This window comes from Bacillus sp. NPDC057893 (assembly GCF_042796455.1).
Taxonomy (GTDB): Bacteria; Bacillota; Bacilli; order Bacillales; family Bacillaceae_G; genus Bacillus_A.
Map to the genome: position 1 here is coordinate 1,485,908 of NZ_JBHVNG010000001.1, position 19,591 is coordinate 1,505,498.

18 protein-coding genes and 3 pseudogenes are annotated in these 19,591 nt (G+C 35.7%); 16 read left to right on the top strand and 5 right to left on the bottom strand.

Features of this window, described 5'->3' with window-relative positions:
- The first annotated feature begins 26 nt into the window (after nucleotides 1-26).
- Nucleotides 27-764, top strand: coding sequence for a GntR family transcriptional regulator (locus ACFVQC_RS07950; protein WP_377898012.1), 738 nt, complete (start codon nucleotides 27-29; stop codon nucleotides 762-764).
- 77 nt (nucleotides 765-841) lie between these two features.
- Here ACFVQC_RS07950 and ACFVQC_RS07955 read toward each other — a convergent pair whose 3' ends face one another.
- A complete protein-coding gene (locus ACFVQC_RS07955; protein WP_000860824.1) occupies nucleotides 842-1,186 on the bottom strand; it encodes a winged helix-turn-helix transcriptional regulator in 345 nt (114 codons plus the stop codon).
- 641 nt (nucleotides 1,187-1,827) lie between these two features.
- Between ACFVQC_RS07955 and spxA the strand changes: the two genes are divergently transcribed.
- From spxA to ACFVQC_RS07975, 4 genes are all read left to right on the top strand, one after another.
- Nucleotides 1,828-2,223 carry a transcriptional regulator SpxA gene (gene spxA / locus ACFVQC_RS07960; RefSeq protein WP_377891551.1) on the top strand — a complete coding sequence of 132 codons (396 nt, stop codon included), beginning with the start codon at nucleotides 1,828-1,830 and terminating at the stop codon, nucleotides 2,221-2,223.
- A gap of 47 nt (nucleotides 2,224-2,270) precedes the next feature.
- A complete protein-coding gene (locus ACFVQC_RS07965; protein WP_002146538.1) occupies nucleotides 2,271-2,405 on the top strand; it encodes a BA3454 family stress response protein in 135 nt (44 codons plus the stop codon).
- A 189-nt stretch (nucleotides 2,406-2,594) separates the two neighbouring features.
- On the top strand, nucleotides 2,595-3,008 hold the full coding sequence (saiR, locus tag ACFVQC_RS07970; protein WP_002146539.1) for an Rrf2-family transcriptional regulator SaiR: 414 nt from the start codon (nucleotides 2,595-2,597) through the stop codon (nucleotides 3,006-3,008).
- Nucleotides 3,009-3,166: 158 nt separating this feature from the next.
- Complete coding sequence (locus ACFVQC_RS07975) at nucleotides 3,167-3,499, top strand: IDEAL domain-containing protein (protein ID WP_219919393.1); 333 nt, start codon at nucleotides 3,167-3,169, stop codon at nucleotides 3,497-3,499.
- Between the two features lie 122 nt (nucleotides 3,500-3,621).
- On the opposite strand, the pseudogene ACFVQC_RS07980 reads toward ACFVQC_RS07975, so the two are convergent.
- Nucleotides 3,622-4,103 (bottom strand): annotated as a pseudogene (locus tag ACFVQC_RS07980) (VOC family protein).
- A gap of 645 nt (nucleotides 4,104-4,748) precedes the next feature.
- Here ACFVQC_RS07980 and ACFVQC_RS07985 point away from each other — a divergent pair.
- Nucleotides 4,749-5,264: a heme-degrading domain-containing protein gene (locus ACFVQC_RS07985; protein WP_377898015.1), complete on the top strand. Its 516-nt coding sequence runs from the start codon at nucleotides 4,749-4,751 to the stop codon at nucleotides 5,262-5,264.
- A gap of 774 nt (nucleotides 5,265-6,038) precedes the next feature.
- On the top strand, nucleotides 6,039-6,572 hold the full coding sequence (locus tag ACFVQC_RS07990) for a GNAT family N-acetyltransferase (RefSeq protein ID WP_377898016.1): 534 nt from the start codon (nucleotides 6,039-6,041) through the stop codon (nucleotides 6,570-6,572).
- A gap of 261 nt (nucleotides 6,573-6,833) precedes the next feature.
- On the opposite strand, the gene ACFVQC_RS07995 is transcribed toward ACFVQC_RS07990, so the two are convergent.
- Entirely contained in the window at nucleotides 6,834-7,832 is a 999-nt protein-coding gene (locus tag ACFVQC_RS07995) for a zinc-dependent alcohol dehydrogenase family protein (protein ID WP_377898018.1), read from the bottom strand.
- Between the two features lie 372 nt (nucleotides 7,833-8,204).
- On the opposite strand from ACFVQC_RS07995, the pseudogene ACFVQC_RS08000 reads away from it, so the two are divergent.
- The 7 genes and pseudogenes from ACFVQC_RS08000 to ACFVQC_RS08030 form a co-directional block, all read left to right on the top strand.
- Nucleotides 8,205-8,363 (top strand): annotated as a pseudogene (locus tag ACFVQC_RS08000) (glucose-6-phosphate dehydrogenase); the annotation flags it as partial.
- A 407-nt stretch (nucleotides 8,364-8,770) separates the two neighbouring features.
- A complete protein-coding gene (zwf, locus tag ACFVQC_RS08005; protein WP_377898020.1) occupies nucleotides 8,771-10,255 on the top strand; it encodes a glucose-6-phosphate dehydrogenase in 1,485 nt (494 codons plus the stop codon).
- Between the two features lie 39 nt (nucleotides 10,256-10,294).
- Nucleotides 10,295-12,289: a transketolase gene (gene tkt / locus ACFVQC_RS08010; protein WP_377898022.1), complete on the top strand. Its 1,995-nt coding sequence runs from the start codon at nucleotides 10,295-10,297 to the stop codon at nucleotides 12,287-12,289.
- 104 nt (nucleotides 12,290-12,393) lie between these two features.
- A complete protein-coding gene (gene gnd, locus ACFVQC_RS08015; RefSeq protein ID WP_016129964.1) occupies nucleotides 12,394-13,287 on the top strand; it encodes a phosphogluconate dehydrogenase (NAD(+)-dependent, decarboxylating) in 894 nt (297 codons plus the stop codon).
- Between the two features lie 204 nt (nucleotides 13,288-13,491).
- On the top strand, nucleotides 13,492-14,160 hold the full coding sequence (gene fsa, locus ACFVQC_RS08020; RefSeq protein ID WP_000667688.1) for a fructose-6-phosphate aldolase: 669 nt from the start codon (nucleotides 13,492-13,494) through the stop codon (nucleotides 14,158-14,160).
- A gap of 341 nt (nucleotides 14,161-14,501) precedes the next feature.
- Complete coding sequence (gene gntK, locus ACFVQC_RS08025; protein WP_377891693.1) at nucleotides 14,502-16,025, top strand: gluconokinase; 1,524 nt, start codon at nucleotides 14,502-14,504, stop codon at nucleotides 16,023-16,025.
- Between the two features lie 130 nt (nucleotides 16,026-16,155).
- Complete coding sequence (locus ACFVQC_RS08030; RefSeq protein ID WP_483861776.1) at nucleotides 16,156-17,223, top strand: lactonase family protein; 1,068 nt, start codon at nucleotides 16,156-16,158, stop codon at nucleotides 17,221-17,223.
- Between the two features lie 241 nt (nucleotides 17,224-17,464).
- Here the strand turns inward: ACFVQC_RS08030 and ACFVQC_RS08035 are convergent, their stop codons facing one another.
- Nucleotides 17,465-18,010 (bottom strand): hypothetical protein, encoded by a 546-nt coding sequence (locus ACFVQC_RS08035; RefSeq protein ID WP_219919389.1) that lies wholly within the window; start codon nucleotides 18,008-18,010, stop codon nucleotides 17,465-17,467.
- A 126-nt stretch (nucleotides 18,011-18,136) separates the two neighbouring features.
- Between ACFVQC_RS08035 and ACFVQC_RS08040 the strand changes: the two are divergent.
- A pseudogene (locus ACFVQC_RS08040) lies at nucleotides 18,137-18,295 on the top strand (NADP-dependent glyceraldehyde-3-phosphate dehydrogenase); the annotation flags it as partial.
- 22 nt (nucleotides 18,296-18,317) lie between these two features.
- On the opposite strand, the gene ACFVQC_RS08045 reads toward ACFVQC_RS08040, so the two are convergent.
- Nucleotides 18,318-18,494 (bottom strand): DUF1272 domain-containing protein, encoded by a 177-nt coding sequence (locus ACFVQC_RS08045; protein WP_088059429.1) that lies wholly within the window; start codon nucleotides 18,492-18,494, stop codon nucleotides 18,318-18,320.
- 195 nt (nucleotides 18,495-18,689) lie between these two features.
- Between ACFVQC_RS08045 and ACFVQC_RS08050 the strand changes: the two genes are divergently transcribed.
- On the top strand, nucleotides 18,690-19,511 hold the full coding sequence (locus ACFVQC_RS08050; RefSeq protein ID WP_377898025.1) for a pentapeptide repeat-containing protein: 822 nt from the start codon (nucleotides 18,690-18,692) through the stop codon (nucleotides 19,509-19,511).
- The last annotated feature ends 80 nt before the right edge of the window (nucleotides 19,512-19,591 follow it).

The following is a 19,591-nucleotide window of genomic DNA, read 5'->3' on the forward strand; positions in this document are numbered from 1 at the left end:
AGTTAAGCATAAAAGGAGGTAGGGAAGTGGCAAGTGGATCAACTCAAGTAAAATACCTCGGCATTTATCAAAAAATTAAACAGCAAATTTTAGACGCTGAATATAAAATCAACGAAAAAATTCCGAGTAGCCCTATCCTTGCTGAAGAATTTGGCGTTTCAGTTCTTACTATTAAAAAGGCGTTGGACTTGTTAGTAAGAGACGGCTACATTATTCGCCGGCGCGGAAGTGGAACAGTGGTTCAAGATTGGCGTCAGCAGGAAAAGGCACGAATGATTCAAAACTTAACAGGTACGAAAGCAGTTTACGGCAGTGAGGTAGAAAGTAAAATTATCGAGTTTACAATTGTAGGTGCCGATGAAATAGTTGCTGAAAAATTGAGGATTTCCGTCGGTGATTTTGTCTATAAAATCATTCGCCTCCGTATCATTCACAGTATTCCGACGATTATGGAGCATACATGGATGCCAATTTCGGTCATCCCAGGTGTTGAAGCTTCAGTTTTAGAGGAGTCGATATACTCGCACATTCAAAATAAACTTGGGCTAGAAGTGGGAACATCCGTTGTCAGGGTCAAGGGAATTCGCCCAGATGATAGGGAAAAGCAATTTATGAACTTAACCAATCATGACTTTCTAATGCGGGTCGAACAAGTAGCCTACTTGACTGATGGACGAACCTTCGAATATTCTTACGCCGATCATCTGCCAGAAACCTTTGAATTTGAAACAGTCATTACCGCAAAAAATTATAAAGAGACATAAAAAAACGGTTGAGGCAAGTATTGTCTCGACCGTTTTTTATGTCTTCGATAGAATTTACACATATTGAGGAACAGCTATTATTCATCAGCTGTAATAAGCATAGAAGTGTTCCCATTCTTTTCGAGATGACCTTCTCCCCAAGCGCAAAGTGAATCTAGTATGGCTCCTAAAGACGAACCGTAATCAGTTAAAGAATACTCTACTTTCGGTGGTACTTGGTCATATACTTTTCTTTGGATTACATCGTCTTCTTCTAGTTCACGTAATTGCTGTGTTAGCATTTTTTGTGTAATACCAGGCATTAAACGTTTTAATTCGCTCGTTCTTTTTGTTCCTTTCTTTAAATGACAAAGGATAACAACTTTCCACTTTCCACCAATAACTTCTAAAGTCGCTTCTACAGGAATATTGTATGTCTTCATTAAAAAACCTCCTTTGATGAATTTAGATTTCAGTTTTGAGGCTACATACGTTTTCGTACTAAAATATTTCTTTTTAGTGCCTATAAAACTTTAAAGTGCGTACTATTTATTGTGCTAAATATATTTCATAATAACCGATGTAAGAGGGAAGTAAGTAGAACTGCACTAGAAAATTCATATGTTACTTTTTAGTACCTATAATACTTTAAAGTGCGTACTTTTTATTATGCTAAATATATTCCATAATTGCACATGTAAGCGAGAAATGAATAACATGTACTTTAAAATGCATTTAGAATTGGTTAGCGTAACACTATGGGAGCATTCACACAAAAGAAAACGATTTGTTACGTTAATAGAATTAATCCAAGACTTAACAGTTGATTAATAGAACTGTTAAGTTTAAAATTACAGTATGGTTTTTAGAAGTGAGTTGTCATCATTTGTAAAATGTAGATACATTCATTTTATTAAAGTATCATTTTAAAAGGAAACGGATAGTTAAGATAAATTAAACATTGCCGAATAAATAACATTACGTGAATTTGATTCTAAACTGTAATTTTTTTTAATACACTTTTATAACCCATATTTGAAATAAGTGTACAATTGATAAAAAGCAATAAAGGAGTGTGTAAAATATGGTGATTCTATATACAACAGCAAGCTGTGGTTCATGCCGAAAAGCAAAAGCGTGGCTTGAGGAGCATCAAATTGATTATATTGAAAAAAACATCGTATCAAATTCTATGACGGCTGATGAACTTAAATCGATTCTTCGTTTAACTGAAGAAGGGGCTACTGAAATTATTTCAACTAGATCCAAAACTTTTCAGGAATTAAATATAAATATCGAGGCGCTTTCGCTTAATGAATTTTATAAATTAATAATTGAGTATCCTCAAATGTTGCGCCGCCCAATTATGCTGGATGAGAAAAGATTACAGATTGGTTTTAATGAGGAAGAAATTCGTAAATTTTTACCACGTAGCGTTCGAACATTTTTGAACATCGAATTGCAAAAGTTGGCTAATTAATAAGTAATATTTCTTAAGGGAAATTTTTTGAAAGGAGGAAGTAGAAGATGATTGAAGTATGCGTTACAGTTAATTATAAAAATAGAAATTATCAAACAAATGTTATTGTGAGCAAAGATACGATCTGGACAAAAATTGAACAATTGGCAGAAGAACAAGTCAAGAAACAGTGGAATCTTTAAATTTATTTTACGCTTAAAGAGCTAAATGAAGTAATGGAACATAGATAAGCTCCGATAGAATACAAAGAAATTTATTTCTTCATGGTAAGAATTATTTATATATTTTAACGTTTGACAAACTTATCTGTAATATTTATGGTTACAGTATGTTGAAAAGTGATTAGTAATTTATATCGTAGGAGGAAGACTATGAACAGTGACTTTACCTTGGCCATTCACAGTTTAACTTATTTAGCTCTACAGCCAGACCGGATGTCAACAAGTAATGCTATTTCAGAAAGTGCTGGTGTTCACCCAGTACGCATCCGCAAAGTGCTAAGTTTGTTAAAAAAACATAAGTTTATACAATCAAAAGAGGGGATTGGTGGAGGATTTATTTTTGCTCGAGATTTAAGTGAAGTTAGTCTCTGGAATATTTATCAAATAACCTCAGAAGGTGCTTTGCAACCTAAATGTCCAGAATCGAATGACCAGTGTATTGTAGGTTCGAATATGCGAAAAGTCCTTTTTACTATTTTCTTAGGTGCTGAAGAACATCTAGGTGAATATTTAAAGAACTATACAATGAAAGAAGTTGTTGATCTTATTAATCAAGAAAGATGAGCGGTTTGATTGTTATATAGCCGTGAGGTTCTTAACGTTTAAATGTAATAAAAAACAGTACAGTTTGGTTTTTATATCTTGTTTGCCGTCACTAAAAAATGAGAAGTTATTCTATTTTATTAATACTAAAATCATTTGTAAGAAGGTGAAAAAGTATGATGTCAAATAATAATCCTGTTTTAGAAGTAGGAGATTGGGTTCGAGGGATATCAAGGGAGGGTGAATTAATAACTGGTTATATTGAATCATTTGATACCCTAGGAGAATTAGTGAAGGTAATGGTTATTAGATGTGACAACGAAGACACAATAAGCAAAACAATTTCAATTTTAAGTAAGCACGTTAAAAAACTTCCTGAATCAAAGGCAATAAACAAGGAGCAAATCCTTTTTCTGATAGATCTGGCATTAGTAACCGGAGATGAAGAATGGTTTATCGGGCTTTCTTCAAAATTAAACGCCATAAAAGAGCTAGTTAATTTTCCCGACTAGCGACAAAAAAGCCACCTTTCACATAAGGTGGCTTTTTCGGTACTCACATGAGCAAAACTTAGTATCTTTTCACAAGTTCATTGTAGCGCTGTAAAAAATATAAACACCTTAATATATTTTAACTAGTCACGTTTAAATAGACCTTTTGGAGCGATAAGCTCTAAATTAGTACCATCTGGATTACGGAAGTAGGCAACTCCTGTACCAAATCCAAATTTCAAGCCATCTTCTTCTTGAAAGACAATTGGCGCGCCATCTGGTTGTACCCCAATTGCTTTTAGACGTTCTACAGCGGCATCAATATCTTCTACTTCAAAACAAAGATGCATTGTACTAATTTGATCATTTGAGTAACATGCTTTATCTGATTTAGGGACAATATATTCTAAAGTATCGATATTCAAATTTTCTAAGTGAAGGTTGGCATATTTAATACGAGTATCTTCAAGTCCTTGGGTCTGCGCTATTCTCTTTCCGCCAATTTCATCGATGTTCGATACTTTTTTACCTGTTAATGCTTCATGAAAAATGATAGATTTTTCTAAATTACTTACAGTAATTCCACGTGATTTACTTGCGAGAAGCCTGCTGTTTTTTCACTCATCTTTGTTGCCTCCTGTTTTTTAGGTGGTGTAATTGTGAAACTTATAAAAATGGACCTTAAATGATAACATGATAAACAAGTTTTCTTTGAAAATTTATTCTTTCCATCAATGTTTTACTGTAATTAAAATGAGCCTTTAATAGAAGCTCTATTCTAGGTCTTTTGTAACAAGGCAGGAAAGAGTGTGTGCGTGAAATCGTAACTTATGTAAATGTATCGTGGAAGAGTGTCTTTATTATGAATAAAGACACGGGAAATATAAGAGTGTTTTTCGAACAGAAAAGAATTGAATACCGACTAGGTTCTTTTTGTTTCACTTGATAAAAAACTCCATAGATGAATTTGGATTGCGGTCATTGAGTGAAAAAGTTTAATATTTAAAATATTATTGTTTAGTACATACATTTTTAAAGTGTTAAATATATTTCATAATAGTCTCTGTAAGAGGGGGATAAGTAGGAAAGTACTTTAAAGTACCTATAGCACTTTAAAGTATGTACTTTTTATTGTGTTGAATTTAATTCATAATAACACCTGTAATAAGAAAACGAGCTTTATGATATTAGTTACTAACGATGTTACAGCAGTTTATTTAGATTCAGAATAATTGAAAGGTTGTACTATAGAACCTAATAATTCCTAAAAATGCCGGTGCGGCATAAAACAGTTATGGAGGTTAAGGATATGAGTACTTCAAATATGAGTGAAATAAGTAAACAAATTTTAATAGAGGAGGAAACTCTTCAATTTTCCTCTTTTACAAATGAAGATGCCTTGCAATTAGGTTTATTTATCGTCGAAACAGCAAAGCGAGAGGGAAAATTGATTGCTGTTGATATAACAAAAAATGGTGTGCAATTATTTCATTTCAAGATGACAGGGACAACTGAGGAAAATACGAAATGGATTGAGCGTAAAAAACGGGTCGTTTCCCTGCATAATCATAGCTCGTATTATATGCAGATACAAAGTGAAATAACTGGAATCTCATATAATGAAAAATATCTTTTAGATGCTTCAGAATACGCTGCGTTTGGGGGATGCTTTCCTATCCAAATAAAAAACGTAGGGGTTATTGGGATGATAACAGTCTCAGGATTACCACCAGAAGTAGATCATGAATTGGTTATAAGAGCAGTTAAAAACCATTTAAACCAGTAGTTGTAGTTAGTGAATAGATAATAAATTTTAGGGGGCAATACAGTTTGGAGGTACTAATGCAGGATTTCAGCTTGTAGCGGGATCACCTGGTGCAGCTTTACAAACGCTTCCTTATGTAACAGCTGGGTCTGGTAGTGTTGTTGGTTTTTCTGCTTCTATTAACGTAGTTAATTTATCCCCGGGCACATACTTATTACAAGTATATGATAATGTATTTAATAACGCAGTTGCACTGCTAGTTGGTCAAATCGTATCTACAATTACCTTTACTGTTACATCCAGTATTACTGGAACGATAGTATTTTCAATTAAACCTACTAATATTGGACCACAGCCTGTAAACGTATTTAACCCAAGTCCAGTAGTTGCACCTGCAACAGTTACATGGACTAGTACGATACCTGGTAATCCAGTTGCGATAACAGAATGCTATATCACTCTTTATTGTGCAAACGATTACGAAAAGTGCTGTATCTATATCTACAGCAATCTAGTGACAATTAATACTTTTCATGCACTTGATAAAAAGTATTCCTAAAAGGACATTTAGAATATGAGAAGGAGCCTGAATGGTATAGGGGCTCCTTTTTTCGTGCAAACAGGAATTGCAAGTATTTCGCATGACTTGTTGTTATGTATAAAACGTTTATTATTTGTTCTAGGCATATCATAGCGTTATAAGGTTCATGTAATATCGAAGTTAGATTCATGCATTTTAAATAATATATAAAAGAACAATTTGCTGGGGATATATGATGAAAGGAGAGAGTAAAGGTGAGGTTAGAGAGTGAGAGGATTTATTTAAGAACTCTTTGTGAGTTAGATGCACCCATTATATTAGAAAGCACAATGGATGAAGAAATACGTTATATGACTGGAACGAAGTCTAATTTTTCATTGGAGCAAATTCAGACACATATAGATAAGGTGAATAACGATTCAAGTCGCTATGATTTCGCTATTTGTTTAAAAGGAACTGATGAAATGATCGGAGAGTTATCAATTCTGGATATCGATGAGGGGAATCAAAGAGCAGGATTTAGAATATCGATGGCTTCTGTTGCATTCACAGGAAAAGGGTACGGGACTGAAGCAATCAAGATTGTTCTAAGTTTTGTTTTTGAACAACTCAAATTAAAACGTTTACAGTTAGAAGTATTTAGTCATAATTTACGTGGAATGAGAGCGTATGAAAAGGTTGGGTTTGTAAAAGAAGGAACCTTACGCCAATCCTTATATTATAATGATGCGTACTCGGATGAAATTATTATGGCAATCCTTAAAAGTGATTATAAAAATATGCAATAGTTTTTTGTGAATAAATGTAATTTTGGAGTGTTTTGGGTGTTCTTAGCAGGGAAAAGAGCGTTTATTAAACTGTCTACTAAGAAAATAAAATATGTGAAATGGATGGGCTCTTATCAATTTTGTATATTTTATTAGTAAATCGGTCCGTTCTGGAGATAGTGTGCTACTATCATTTTCCCAGAATGGACGGATTTTTTCATATATTCTTATAAATGCCGACTTTCCAGCACTAAGTAAGCATTGTTTTTTATCGAGTCATAGTTACCAAACGTTTTTCAATACTATTTTTCCTATTGCTTTATTCGATTCCAAATATTCATGTGCTTGAGCAATTTCCTCAAACGTAAAAGTTTTAGAATCTAGCAATGGGCGAAGTTTTTCTTCTTCTACTATTTGCGTTATTTTAGTTAAGATTTCTCCGCAATCATTACGCTTATCTGTATGTAATAGTTTTAAAGCCATAAAAGTAACGTGCAGAGAGAGTCCTTTTGTGTGTAAAGGAGAGAGGTCATGGGTTGAACGAGCTGCAATGGTTACGACAGTACCATTGACCGCAGCAGCTTCAAAAGAATTGTCGAGATTCTTGCCACCTACCGTATCAAATATAACTTCAAATCCGTTGCCATTCGTATGTTTTTGAACATATTTTTGAACAGGTTCTTCTTTATAATTAATAGTTATGTCCGCTCCTAGTCGATGAGCTATTTCAATTTTGTTCTGCTGAGAAGCTGTTGTAAAAACTTTAGCACCTGCCCATTTAGCTAGTTGAATGGCTACGTGTCCTACGCCACCAGTAGCTCCGTGAATGAGGATGTTTTGTCCTGATTTAATGTTTGCACGATCAAATAAAGATTCCCAAGCCGTAATTGCAACTAATGGCAGAGCAGCTGCTTCTTCCATTGTTAAATTTTTAGGTTTGTGAGCAATCAATCGTGCATCAGCAAGCATAAATTCTGCAAGTGCACCACGAGTAGTTCCTTTGAAACCTCCGGCACACCCGTATACTTCATCGCCAAGTTCGAATTTCGAAACACCTTCGCCGACTTCTATAACAATACCAGCTACATCTCCGTGTAATATAGCTGGGAACTCAGGAACGACTGATGAAACGGCACCACTACGCATTTTCGTATCGATTGGATTTACACTTGTTGCTTTTACATGGATTAGAACATGACCTGGTAAAAGTTTCGGTTTTGAAACTTCCTCTAATTGAAATACAGATGAATCCCCAAAAGAATGGATAATTTGTGCCTTCATTGTTTATGACCTCCTGTTCGTGGTTATAGCATAGCAAAGTATAAAAAATAAGTATAATATTATGAATTTGGCTAGTGAGAATTTCATATATTCTTGTATTGTATTAAAGGGCATTTGTGTTCTCTTTAGGTGATTAATGAAAAGTATTCGATCTATAATCTAATTGAACATACTGCCTATTATTATTCTCATTGCTTTTAGCTAGGGGAAGAAGGTTAATTTTTCGTAGCACCTGATTGTGCCTGTACTTAAATCTGTTTTCTTTGCAATATCTTATATTGTGAATATACCGTTCATTTATAATTACTATCCTTTCACCCCAAGTTAATCATTTTTTTGAGGAGTTTATATAAAGAAGAGGAGATTGCGTGAAATGTTAAGGAGAGTGGATTGTGGGCTACAAAAGAGTTGAATCGTCTTATTATGGAGAAGCCGTTTAGTCATAATTTCAAATCCACTTGCGAGTTAAATGCGAAGTTAAGTAAACCTTTTGACGAAGCTGATATTTATTGTATTGATCATTATCTTTGAAATTTAATGGATATATCCTTAACAGGAATACACAAAAATCGAAAAATATTACGAAATAAAAAGTCTTTAGTTCGAGACATTTTTCTTGACGATAATAATTTATGTAGTTAATATGCTAGATGTAAGGTTATTTAATAACTAAAAGTAATTAAATATATATTATTAAGTATAGTTCGATAAATAAGCAAGTTGTGGTAGAAATGCTTTGAATTGCCACTATTAATATTGGGGACAATTAGAAAGCGAAAGGTATAAAAGAATTGAAATTTGATAACTCTTTGTTTTTTATAAAAAGAAAAGAGTTAGAAGATAAGAAGAAGCGAGAATGAATCAACAAGAGTATGAGCTTCTGTACAATTCAGTTTTAATATAGTGACAATGATTATACACCATGAGGGGGACTGAAATTGGGATCAATGACCTTTGTTTTATTTGGAGCGACAGGGGACTTAGCGAAACGAAAAATTTACCCCGCACTATATAACTTATATAGAGATCAAAAGCTTCCAAAGCAAATATCCGTTATCGGGCTTGGAAGACGTCAAGTATCTCATGAAGATTTTCAAAAAAGAATAAAAGAATCAATAGAGACGTTTTCTCGTCAGAGGGAAGAAGGTACTCCAGAACTCGAAGGTTTTTTAGATAATTTTCGCTATTGCTCATTAGATGTGAGTAAGCCGGAAGACTATGAGAGATTATTACAAGTCGTTCGTGAAAGGGAAGAAGAACTACATATAAAAGGTAATAGAATGTTCTATCTTTCAGTTGCACCTGAATTTTTCGAGACAATCGCTTTAAATATTAAGGAAAGCGGACTTGATAAAACGGATGGATGGAAACGCCTAATGATTGAAAAACCATTTGGGCACGACCTTACATCTGCTCGTGAGCTTAATGATAAGCTTAGTCGAACGTTTGAAGAAGACGAGATATACCGTATTGATCATTATTTAGGTAAACCGATGATTCAAAACCTTGAAGCACTAGAATTTGCAAATCCTGTTCTCCAATCGATTTGGAACAAAGAACATATAGCAAATGTACAAATAACAGCTAGTGAAACGGTTGGGGTTGAAGAAAGAGCCGGATATTATGATCACGCAGGAACCATTCGTGATATGGTTCAAAATCATATGTTACAAATATTAATGATGACTGCTATGAATCTGCCGGAAAAGATTAACGCGTGTGAAATTCGAGAGGAAAAACGAAAGGTAATGGAGACGCTTCGTAAAGTGAAAAAAGAAGACGTTCAAAGCCATATCATTCGCGGTCAATACTCTTTGGGAGAGATAAAGGGACAACAAGTTATAGCGTATAAAGAGGAGCCAGGAGTAAATCCTTCTTCTAACATAGACACATTTGTTGCTGCACGCTTATGGATCGATAATCCGTTTTGGACTGGCGTTCCATTTTATATACGAACAGGCAAAAGAATGAAAGAAAAGTCTACTCGTATTGTAATTGAATTTAAAAATACGTTAAAACAGCAATATCAAGATAATAATCCAAATGCAGAACCTAACTTATTAATAATTGAAATTAGCCCAGGTGAGAATGTTTCATTACAGTTAAATAGTAAAAATCCATTGAAAAATGGAGAGATTGAACCAATTCGTATTAACTTTACTTGCGAGCAAGCGGATGTGGGAGTACCTGAAGCGTATGAAAGACTTATCCATGATGCTGTGAGTGGAGACGCTACATTCTTTGCACATTGGAGAGAAGTTGAATTGTCATGGGAATGGGTACAACCAATTCTCGAAGCATTCGAGGAAAACTTATTGCCACTTCATGAATATGAGTCTGGTTCATATGGTCCAGATGCGGCTAATGCACTGTTACAAGAAAGTGAATTTAAATGGTGGTTAGATCAAAAAACGGAAAAATAAGTACATTCTTTAATGAAGGTATTTAGGGGGGGAATTACTATGGCACAAAACATAAATCAATTAGCAGTGAATACACTTCGTACGTTATCGATTGATGCTATTAATGCGGCAAATTCAGGTCATCCAGGTCTTCCAATGGGAGCAGCACCGATGGCTTATGCATTATGGGCGAACCATTTAAATTACAATCCTAGTCACCCAGAATGGTTTAACCGTGATCGTTTCGTTTTATCGGCGGGACATGGATCTAGTCTATTATATAGCCTACTTCATTTAGCTGGATATGACGTTTCAATTGATGACTTGAAAAGTTTCAGAAAGTTAAATAGTAAAACACCAGGACATCCTGAATTTGGTCATACTCCTGGAGTTGAAGCGACTACAGGACCGTTAGGACAAGGGATTGCCAATGCTGTCGGAATGGCAATGGCAGAAGCTCATTTAGCAGCGAAGTTTAATAAGGATGGTCACTCTATTATAGATCACAATACGTACGCTTTAGTTGGAGATGGTGATTTAATGGAGGGTGTCTCTTATGAAGCGATGTCAATGGCAGGACATATGAAACTTGGTAAGTTAATTGTACTGTATGATTCAAATGAAATTTCACTTGATGGTGAATTAGGCATTGCTTTCTCTGAAGATATTCAGAAAAGGGCAGAATCTGTACATTGGCAATATGTAAGAGTTGAAGATGGAACCGATGTCGATGCTATTACAAAAGCCATTCAATTAGCGAAAGAAAATATGGATCAACCTACTCTTATAGAAATTAGAACAATTATAGGTTATGGAAGTCCAAAAGTTGCTGGAACAAATAAAGCGCATGGTAACCCGCTTGGAGTAGAAGAGGCGACAGCGACAAAACAAGTGTATGGTTGGCATTATGAGGAAGATTTCTTTGTACCTGAAGAAGTGAAAGCTCATTTTAATGAACTGAAACAAAAAGGTATTGAAAAAGATAACGACTGGAATGAGCAGTTTAACTTATACAGAGAAGTGAACCCTGCACTAGCGGATGAATTAGAAAAAGCGATTACAGGTGAGGTTTTAATCGAAGCGAATGATATTCTATCCTTTGATACTGAAAAAACAATTTCAACTCGTGTTGCAAGTGGGGAAGCTATTAATTATTATGTGAAATCGATTCCTTCTATTTTCGGTGGAAGTGCGGATCTTTCGCATTCTACTATGACAGATATGAAAGGTGAAGCAGTGTACGCAGTAGAATCGTTTGCTGGCCGAAATATATACTTCGGTGTACGTGAACATGCAATGGGAGCGGCAGCGAATGGGCTGGCACTTCATGGAGGAGTAAAACCTTTCGTGAGTACATTCTTTGTATTTAATGATTATCTTCGTCCATCAATTCGACTTGCTGCATTGCAAAAGTTACCTGTTACTTATGTATTTACACATGATTCGATTGCTGTAGGAGAAGATGGTCCAACTCATGAACCAATTGAACAATTGGCAGCTCTTCGGGCAATTCCTGGTCTAACAGTTATCCGCCCATCAGATGCAAATGAAACAGCGAGTGCTTGGGCCTATGCTTTACAGCAAACGGATGGCCCAGTCGTTTTAGTACTTAGCCGTCAAAATTTACCGGTGTTTGATGAAACGAAAGCGAATATAGAGAATCTTTCTAAAGGAGCTTATGTATTAACACAAACAAATGAAAATCCGGATGTGATTTTAATTGCGACAGGTTCTGAAGTATCATTGGCTGTTAGTGCGAAAGCAAAATTAGAAGAAGAACATGTTTCTGTTCGTATCGTTGCAATGCCGAGCTGGGAGTTATTTGATCGTCAATCGCAAGAATATAAAGAATCGGTTCTTCCGTCTTCTGTAACAAAACGAGTATCTCTTGAGATGGGTGTATCTCTCGGTTGGGAGCGTTATGTAGGCCAAGAAGGAAAAGTATTATCAATTGAAACATTTGGAGCTTCAGGAACTGGAGCTGAAGTCATGAATCTATTTGGATTTACGGCAGAAAATGTTGTTCACATTACACAAAATGTATTGAATTCTTAAGCTATGACTGTGAATACCTTTCTAGATTTATCGATACTGAAAGGTATTCAAAATCGTAGTGATATGGATTTTTAATAAAAGATAATCTGAGGAGGAATTATATTATGCAAGTAGGATTAATTGGTTTAGGTAAAATGGGATTAAACTTAGGGAAAAATTTAATTGATCATAAACATGAAGTAGCAGCATTTGATTTAAATACGAGCGCAGTAGAAGAAATGAAAGAGTATGGGGCTACAGGTACATCTAGTTTAAGTGAACTTGTTCAGTCATTAGAATCACCAAGAATTCTTTGGGTTATGGTTCCGCATGCTGTTGTTGATTCTGTTATTGATGAGGTTACACCATTGCTTTCAAAAGGAGATATTTTAATTGAAGCGGGTAATTCACATTATAAAGAGTCTATTCGCCGATATGAGCAATTAAAGAAAGATGGCATTCACTTTATGGATGCAGGAACTTCTGGCGGAATGGAAGGCGCTCGTAATGGTGCTTGTTACATGATCGGAGGAGATCAAGAAGCTTGGGAAATCGTTGAACCTATCTTCCGCGATACAGCTGTAGAAAATGGATTCTTATATGCTGGAAAAGCTGGTAGTGGTCACTTCTTAAAAATGGTTCACAATGGAATTGAATACGGTATGATGGCTGCTATTGGTGAAGGGTTTGAGATTCTAGAGAAAAGTGAATTTGATTACGATTATGAAAAGGTATCAAGAGTATGGAACAACGGTTCAGTAATTCGCTCTTGGTTAATGGAATTAACTGAAAATGCATTTTCTAAAGATGCAAAACTTGATGAAATTAAGGGCGTTATGCATTCTTCTGGTGAAGGGAAATGGACAGTAGAAACAGCATTAGACCTTCAAACAGCAACGCCTGTTATCGCAATGTCTCTATTAATGCGCTACCGCTCATTAGACAATGATACATTTACAGGGAAAGTTGTAGCAGCTCTGCGCAATGAATTTGGCGGACATGCAGTAGAAAAGAAGTAAAGTGAAACTTTAATCAGTGGGGGTTCTTTATCCACCACTGATTATTAGCCTTCACTAATCGGGCTTTTACGGAAAGCCCGACCCCAAATCTAACTTCTTTGCTTCGCTGAATTTTGAGGTGGGGGTCTTACTGCCCGGCAAATAGCGGGATAGGCATCCTAAACATGTAACTCATCAACGTTTAAAAACTGGAGGGAATTAATCATGAAGTTTTTTATTGATACTGCAAATCTTGAGGACATAAAAAAAGCATATAAACTTGGAGTTTTAGCTGGTGTTACAACGAATCCTTCTTTAGTAGCAAAAGAGGGCGTTAAGTTTGAAGACCGTATCGCAGAAATTTGTCAGGCAGTACCTAAAGTTGAGTCTGTTTCGGCAGAAGTAACGCCAGATGCTGTTACAGCTGAAGAAATGATTGCTCAAGCAGAAGAATTAATTAAAATTAACGGTGGCGATAAAAACGTCACGATAAAACTTCCGATGACGTTAGCAGGATTAGAAGCTTGTCGCTATCTTACTGAAAAAGGTGTGAAAACGAACGTTACACTTATTTTCACTGTGAACCAAGCTCTTTTAGCGGCCCGAGCAGGTGCAACGTACGTTTCTCCATTTTTAGGACGTTTAGATGATATTTCTGAAGATGGTGTACTATTAGTTGCTAAAATTGCTGAATTATTCGATATTCATCAATTAGATACACAAATTATTGCGGCTTCTGTCAGACACCCAGATCATGTAACTCGTGTAGCGATGGCAGGTGCTCACATTGCAACAATTCCTTATAAAGTAATTGAACAACTTGCTATGCACCCATTAACAGACCAAGGTATTGAAAAGTTTGCTGCGGATTGGGCAAAAGCGCCTAAATTATAATGAAGTGAAGTTTTCAATTGCTTTTTCACGAGAGGGCCACTCTCTATGTAACTTCATCCTTTAAAATTAATCTAGAGTTTGGCATCTTATTACGTGAAAACGGCAATATAATAAAGAAACGATTCATTTTCAAAATAGCACAATAGATAGGAAAAGGCCCCCCTTATGAGAGTAAAGTTTGTTAAAACGTAATTCTCATAAGGGCGAGTCTTTTTTCGTATAAATTATGGTGCTCTCAAGTATGTATATGTAAATATCCTTCTCACTTAAGGAAGAACTTTGTGGGTGCTCTTTTGTTATAGGAATATTTTGAAAGGGGTTACATAGTGAACTCGAAATATATGATTGGTGTAGATATTGGGACAACTAGTACAAAATCAGTTTTGTTTTCGATTGATGGGTCTGTTATTGCAAGCCACGGGATTGAATATCCTTTATATTCTCCAGCACCAGAAATAGCAGAACAAGATCCAGAAGAGATTTTTCAAGCAGTGATACATACGATTAAAGAAGCTATACAATCAAGTGATGTACAACCGATTGATATTCTTTGTGTTTCCTTTAGTTCGGCAATGCATAGCGTCATCGCTGTAGACGAAGAGGGGACTCCATTAACGAGATGTATCACTTGGGCAGATAATAGAAGCGCAAGCTGGGCGGAGAAAATAAAGAATGATATGAATGGTCATGAAATTTATTTGCGTACTGGCACACCAATTCATCCGATGTCACCACTTTCGAAATTAGTTTGGCTACAGAATGAGCAGGCAGAATTATTTGCAAAAAGTTATAAATTCATTTCGATCAAAGAATATGTTTTTTATAAGTTATATAAGGAATATGTAATTGATTATTCAATAGCATCGGCAACAGGAATGTTTAATTTGAAATCTTTAAAATGGGATGAAGAGGCTCTACATGTTGCAGGAATTACAGATGAAAAGCTTTCTAAGCTTGTTCCAACAACGCACAGCTTAATAGGATTAGATGAAGAACTTGCAAAAGAGATGAATGTACTTGTTTCTACGCCTTTTGTAGTAGGGGCGAGTGATGGAGTACTATCCAATTTAGGTGTAAATGCAATAGATCCTGGGGTTGTTGCGGTTACAATCGGTACAAGTGGTGCGATACGTGCTGTAACAAATCGTCCTGTAACAGATCCAAAAGGTAGAATTTTTTGTTATGCCCTAACTGAAGACCATTGGGTAATCGGTGGACCTGTTAATAACGGTGGCATGATTTTCAGATGGGCTCGTGACCAATTAGGCACTTCAGAGATTGAACTTGCAAAGCGCTTAGGAAAAGATCCATATGAAGTGCTTACTGAAATAGCAGGAAAAGTGAATCCGGGGTCCGATGGTTTATTATTTCATCCGTATTTAGCAGGGGAAAGAGCTCCTTTATGGAATGCAAATGCGCGAGGATCTTTCTTTGGACTTGGATTGCATCATAAGAAAGAACATCTTATCCGTGCTGTTTTAGAAGGGGTAATTTATAACTTATATACCGTTCTTCTCGCTTTAAAAGAGCTAATTGGCGAACCGAAAAAAATTCAAGCGACAGGTGGTTTTGCAAGGTCGGAACTTTGGAGACAGATGATGGCGGATATTTTTCATCAAGATGTATATGTTCCTGAAAGTTTCGAAAGCTCTTGCTTAGGAGCTGCTATCCTTGGTTTATATAGCTTAGGTGAAGTAAATACATTAGACGTAGTTGCTGAAATGGTAGGTGCAAATTTCTATCATGAGCCAAATATGGAAAGTGTGAAAAAATATAAAGATTTAACGCCGATTTATATTCGTTTGTCCCGTCATTTAGAAGAAGAATATGAAAGTATAGCAGCTTATCAAAAAAAATGGGTTTAAAGGCTATTTAGCAAGAAAATATGGTAACGTATAAAGAGGTACTCCGATTTTTTAGGATATTCTTTCAATATAAATAGTTTAAGGCTACTTAGTAAGAAGTATGATGAACAAAAACTATAGGGAGAGGGTTATGAAAATGAAGGATAACAAAGAGTTTATTGGATATGTTGGAACTTACACGAAAGAAAATAGTGAAGGAATATATAAGTTTACTTTAAACACAGAAGCGAAAAGAATTAGTAATGTAACACTTGCGGCCAAGCTGGATAACCCTACATATGTAACGATTAACCGAAATAATGAATATCTCTATTCCGTTGTTAAGGAAGGCGAATCTGGCGGTGTAGCTGCTTATTCCATTGATAGTCATACTGGAGAACTAAAAGCGAAAAATAGACAAGTAGTAGAAGGTGCTTCGCCTTGTCATATTAGTGTTGATAGTGGAAACCATACAGTAGTTACAGCGAATTACCATAAAGGAACGATTGAGTCTTTCGTAGTAAATGAAAAAAATGGAACTGTAAATCCTGCCTCATCTATTATGGCGCATGAAGGTTCAGGTCCGAATAAAGAAAGACAAGAAAAACCACATGCGCATTATGCGGGATATACTCCTGATGAAAAATATGTGGTCGGTGTTGATTTAGGAATTGATAAGTTAATTACGTATGAAATAAAAGATAGTACATTAATAGAAGTAAATAGCTTGTCTGGGAAACCAGGAAGTGGTCCAAGACATATTACTTTTCATCCAAATGGAAAATACGCTTATGTAATGACGGAGCTTAGTTCAGAGGTTATTGTGTTAACATATAATGCAGAAGAAGGGTCCTTTACAGAATTACAGTATATTTCTACCGTTCCAGAAGAGTTTGGTGAAAATAGTCAAGGAAGTGCGATTCATATTTCTTCTGACGGCCGTTTTGTATATGCAGGTAATCGCGGCCATAATAGTATCGCTGTCTTCAGTGTGGATCAAAATTCAGGTCAGCTTACATTTGTTGAACATACATCTACAGAAGGAAATTGGCCGAGAGACTTTGTATTAGATCCTACTGAAAAGTTTCTTGTTGCTACAAATGAAAAGTCACATAATCTTGTGCTATTTTCAAGAAATGAATCTACAGGAAAGTTAACACTTTTACAATCTGATGTTGTTGTGCCAGAGCCTGTTTGTGTTAAGTTTTTGAATGTTTAACTTGAGTTGTTTATTCATGTTCTTCGTATGGAAGAATTAGGATGCGGTCACTTATAACACCCTTTTCAAAAAAATAAGGTGAGGAATGCCTTTTCTTAGTGTACATAATAAATCGTTATGTGGTATATATGGAAACCGCAGGTATATTTGCAAAAAATAAAAGCACCCATTTTAGGGTGCTTTTACAACTTATAGACTATTCATCATGTCTCCAATTACTGTTATTTTTAAAAGTGTAATATCAGGATAATTTAATCAAATTAATTGATGCTGCAAGTTTTCGACCATCACAAGTGTCTATAACTTCATCTAATACATTTCTCAATTGAACAGTAGCATTAGCTGGGATGAACACAATAGCACCACCAGAAACAGTGGCACAAACATTGCGATCAGCTTCGTTATCAGTAACGCCAAATCGCGTTTGATTATTGGGAACTTCCACCCCGTTTATGAATATCCCCAAATCCCTGTCACCGCCAGGAACACCGGGATCATAATTCACACTTACATAATATTCAATATAATATGCCCCAGCTTGAACAACGTGGATAGTCACTCCATCAGGATCTAGATTTAATCCACCAGCTGTCTGCCCAGTAGCATTCCAAGGCATAGGCTGGTTGCTGACTAATGTGACAAAGTTAGTCTGATAAAAATTACCGAAAGCCGGTGAAAATACACTTGGTGGTCCCTCGATAACAACCTTCTGTACGCATGTTTTGCATTCTTTATGACATCTACAGTTACAGTGTCTATGTCCGCACTTCTTACAACGTTCAGACAAAAAAACATCTCCCATCTTATCAATTAGCTATTAGTATGAGCTATTAGTAATATATTAAGCTTTTTACAAATACGAAACGGATGCTTGTCCTAGGAGATTTGAATTATTTATAAAAAGCATCATATAATCGACACTGTTTCTGTTCAAACTAACGGACGTACAGAGAGCGGTCCTGACCACTTCCCATGCATTGGTGTAAAAGGTTCAGGTATGGGCATACAAGGTATTCACAAGAGCCTTGAGTCTATGACACGTGAAAAAGTAACTGTATTAAACTTAGTTTAATATTATAAGAAGAAGTGCTTTTTTATTGTTTCTTTTTCGGTCTACGTACTAACTCGCCGCCGCAGTTTGGACAAACGTTTTGTCTTTCTTCTGTACATGGTGCACAAAATGTACATTCATACACGCAAATGTATGCTTCAGAATCTTGCTCGAGAGATTGATCGCAAATTTGACAGTTTGTTTTCATTGCTAGTGCCATAGTAAGTCTCCTTTTAATTTGAATATTTATAATTTAATTATAATTCATTAGGTAGAAACTGTCTTTATCAATTGAAAGGGAATCAAATGATAAAGTTATGATTTGAAATGAAAGATGCTCTTTTATTTTAAAATTGATTATTTAGTGCAGTTGGAATATTATGAAATAGTCAAAAGACAACAGGGGGTATATATTTTGACTCATTATAACGATCATTTAAAAGCAAACTGCGAAGAATGCTTCGGTCTATGTTGCGTGGCGTTACCGTTCGCAGCATCGGTAGATTTTGCGGTGAATAAAGATGGTGGGAAGCCATGTTCTAACTTACAATCAGATTTTAAATGTAGTATACATAAAAATCTTAGAGGAAAAGGTTATAAAGGTTGTACAGTATTTGAATGTTTCGGCGCTGGACAGAAGATTTCGCAAGTTACATTTAACGGGATTGATTGGCGGAAAGATGCTAAGCATGCGAGAAAAATGTATGAAGCTTTTCCAGTTATGCATCAGCTTCATGAAATACTGTGGTATTTGAATGAAGCAATTCTTTTAAAGGCGACACAATCGATTCATAAAGAACTAAGTAAAGCGATTGAAGAGACGGAGCGCCTATCAAATTTAAATGCGGACGAGTTAATGAAAGTAAATATTCCATTACACCGTGCGGAAGTAAATGTGTTACTTTTAGAAACGAGTGAGCTAGTTTGGAAGGAAATGAATGCTGCGCGAAAGAAACGGATTATTCACCGCGGAGCAGATCTTATGGGAGCAAATCTGAAAAAGAAAAATTTACAAGGGGCGAATTTAAGAGGAGCGTACTTAATTGCGGCTAATTTAAATGGCGCAGACTTACGTGGAGCAGATCTCATCGGAGCAGATTTGCGAGATGCAGATATTCGTGGGGCCGATTTTACAAATAGTATTTTTCTGACGCAAGTTCAAGTTAATGCGGCGAGAGGGGACAAACATACGAAATTACCGAAATTATTGTCCCGTCCATCGCATTGGAGTGCGTAAAATGATTAGAATGAAAATGTTTTTTTGGGATTTTTCTGAATGGTTAATAGGCGGATTTTAGTAATATAAAGAAAATGTAT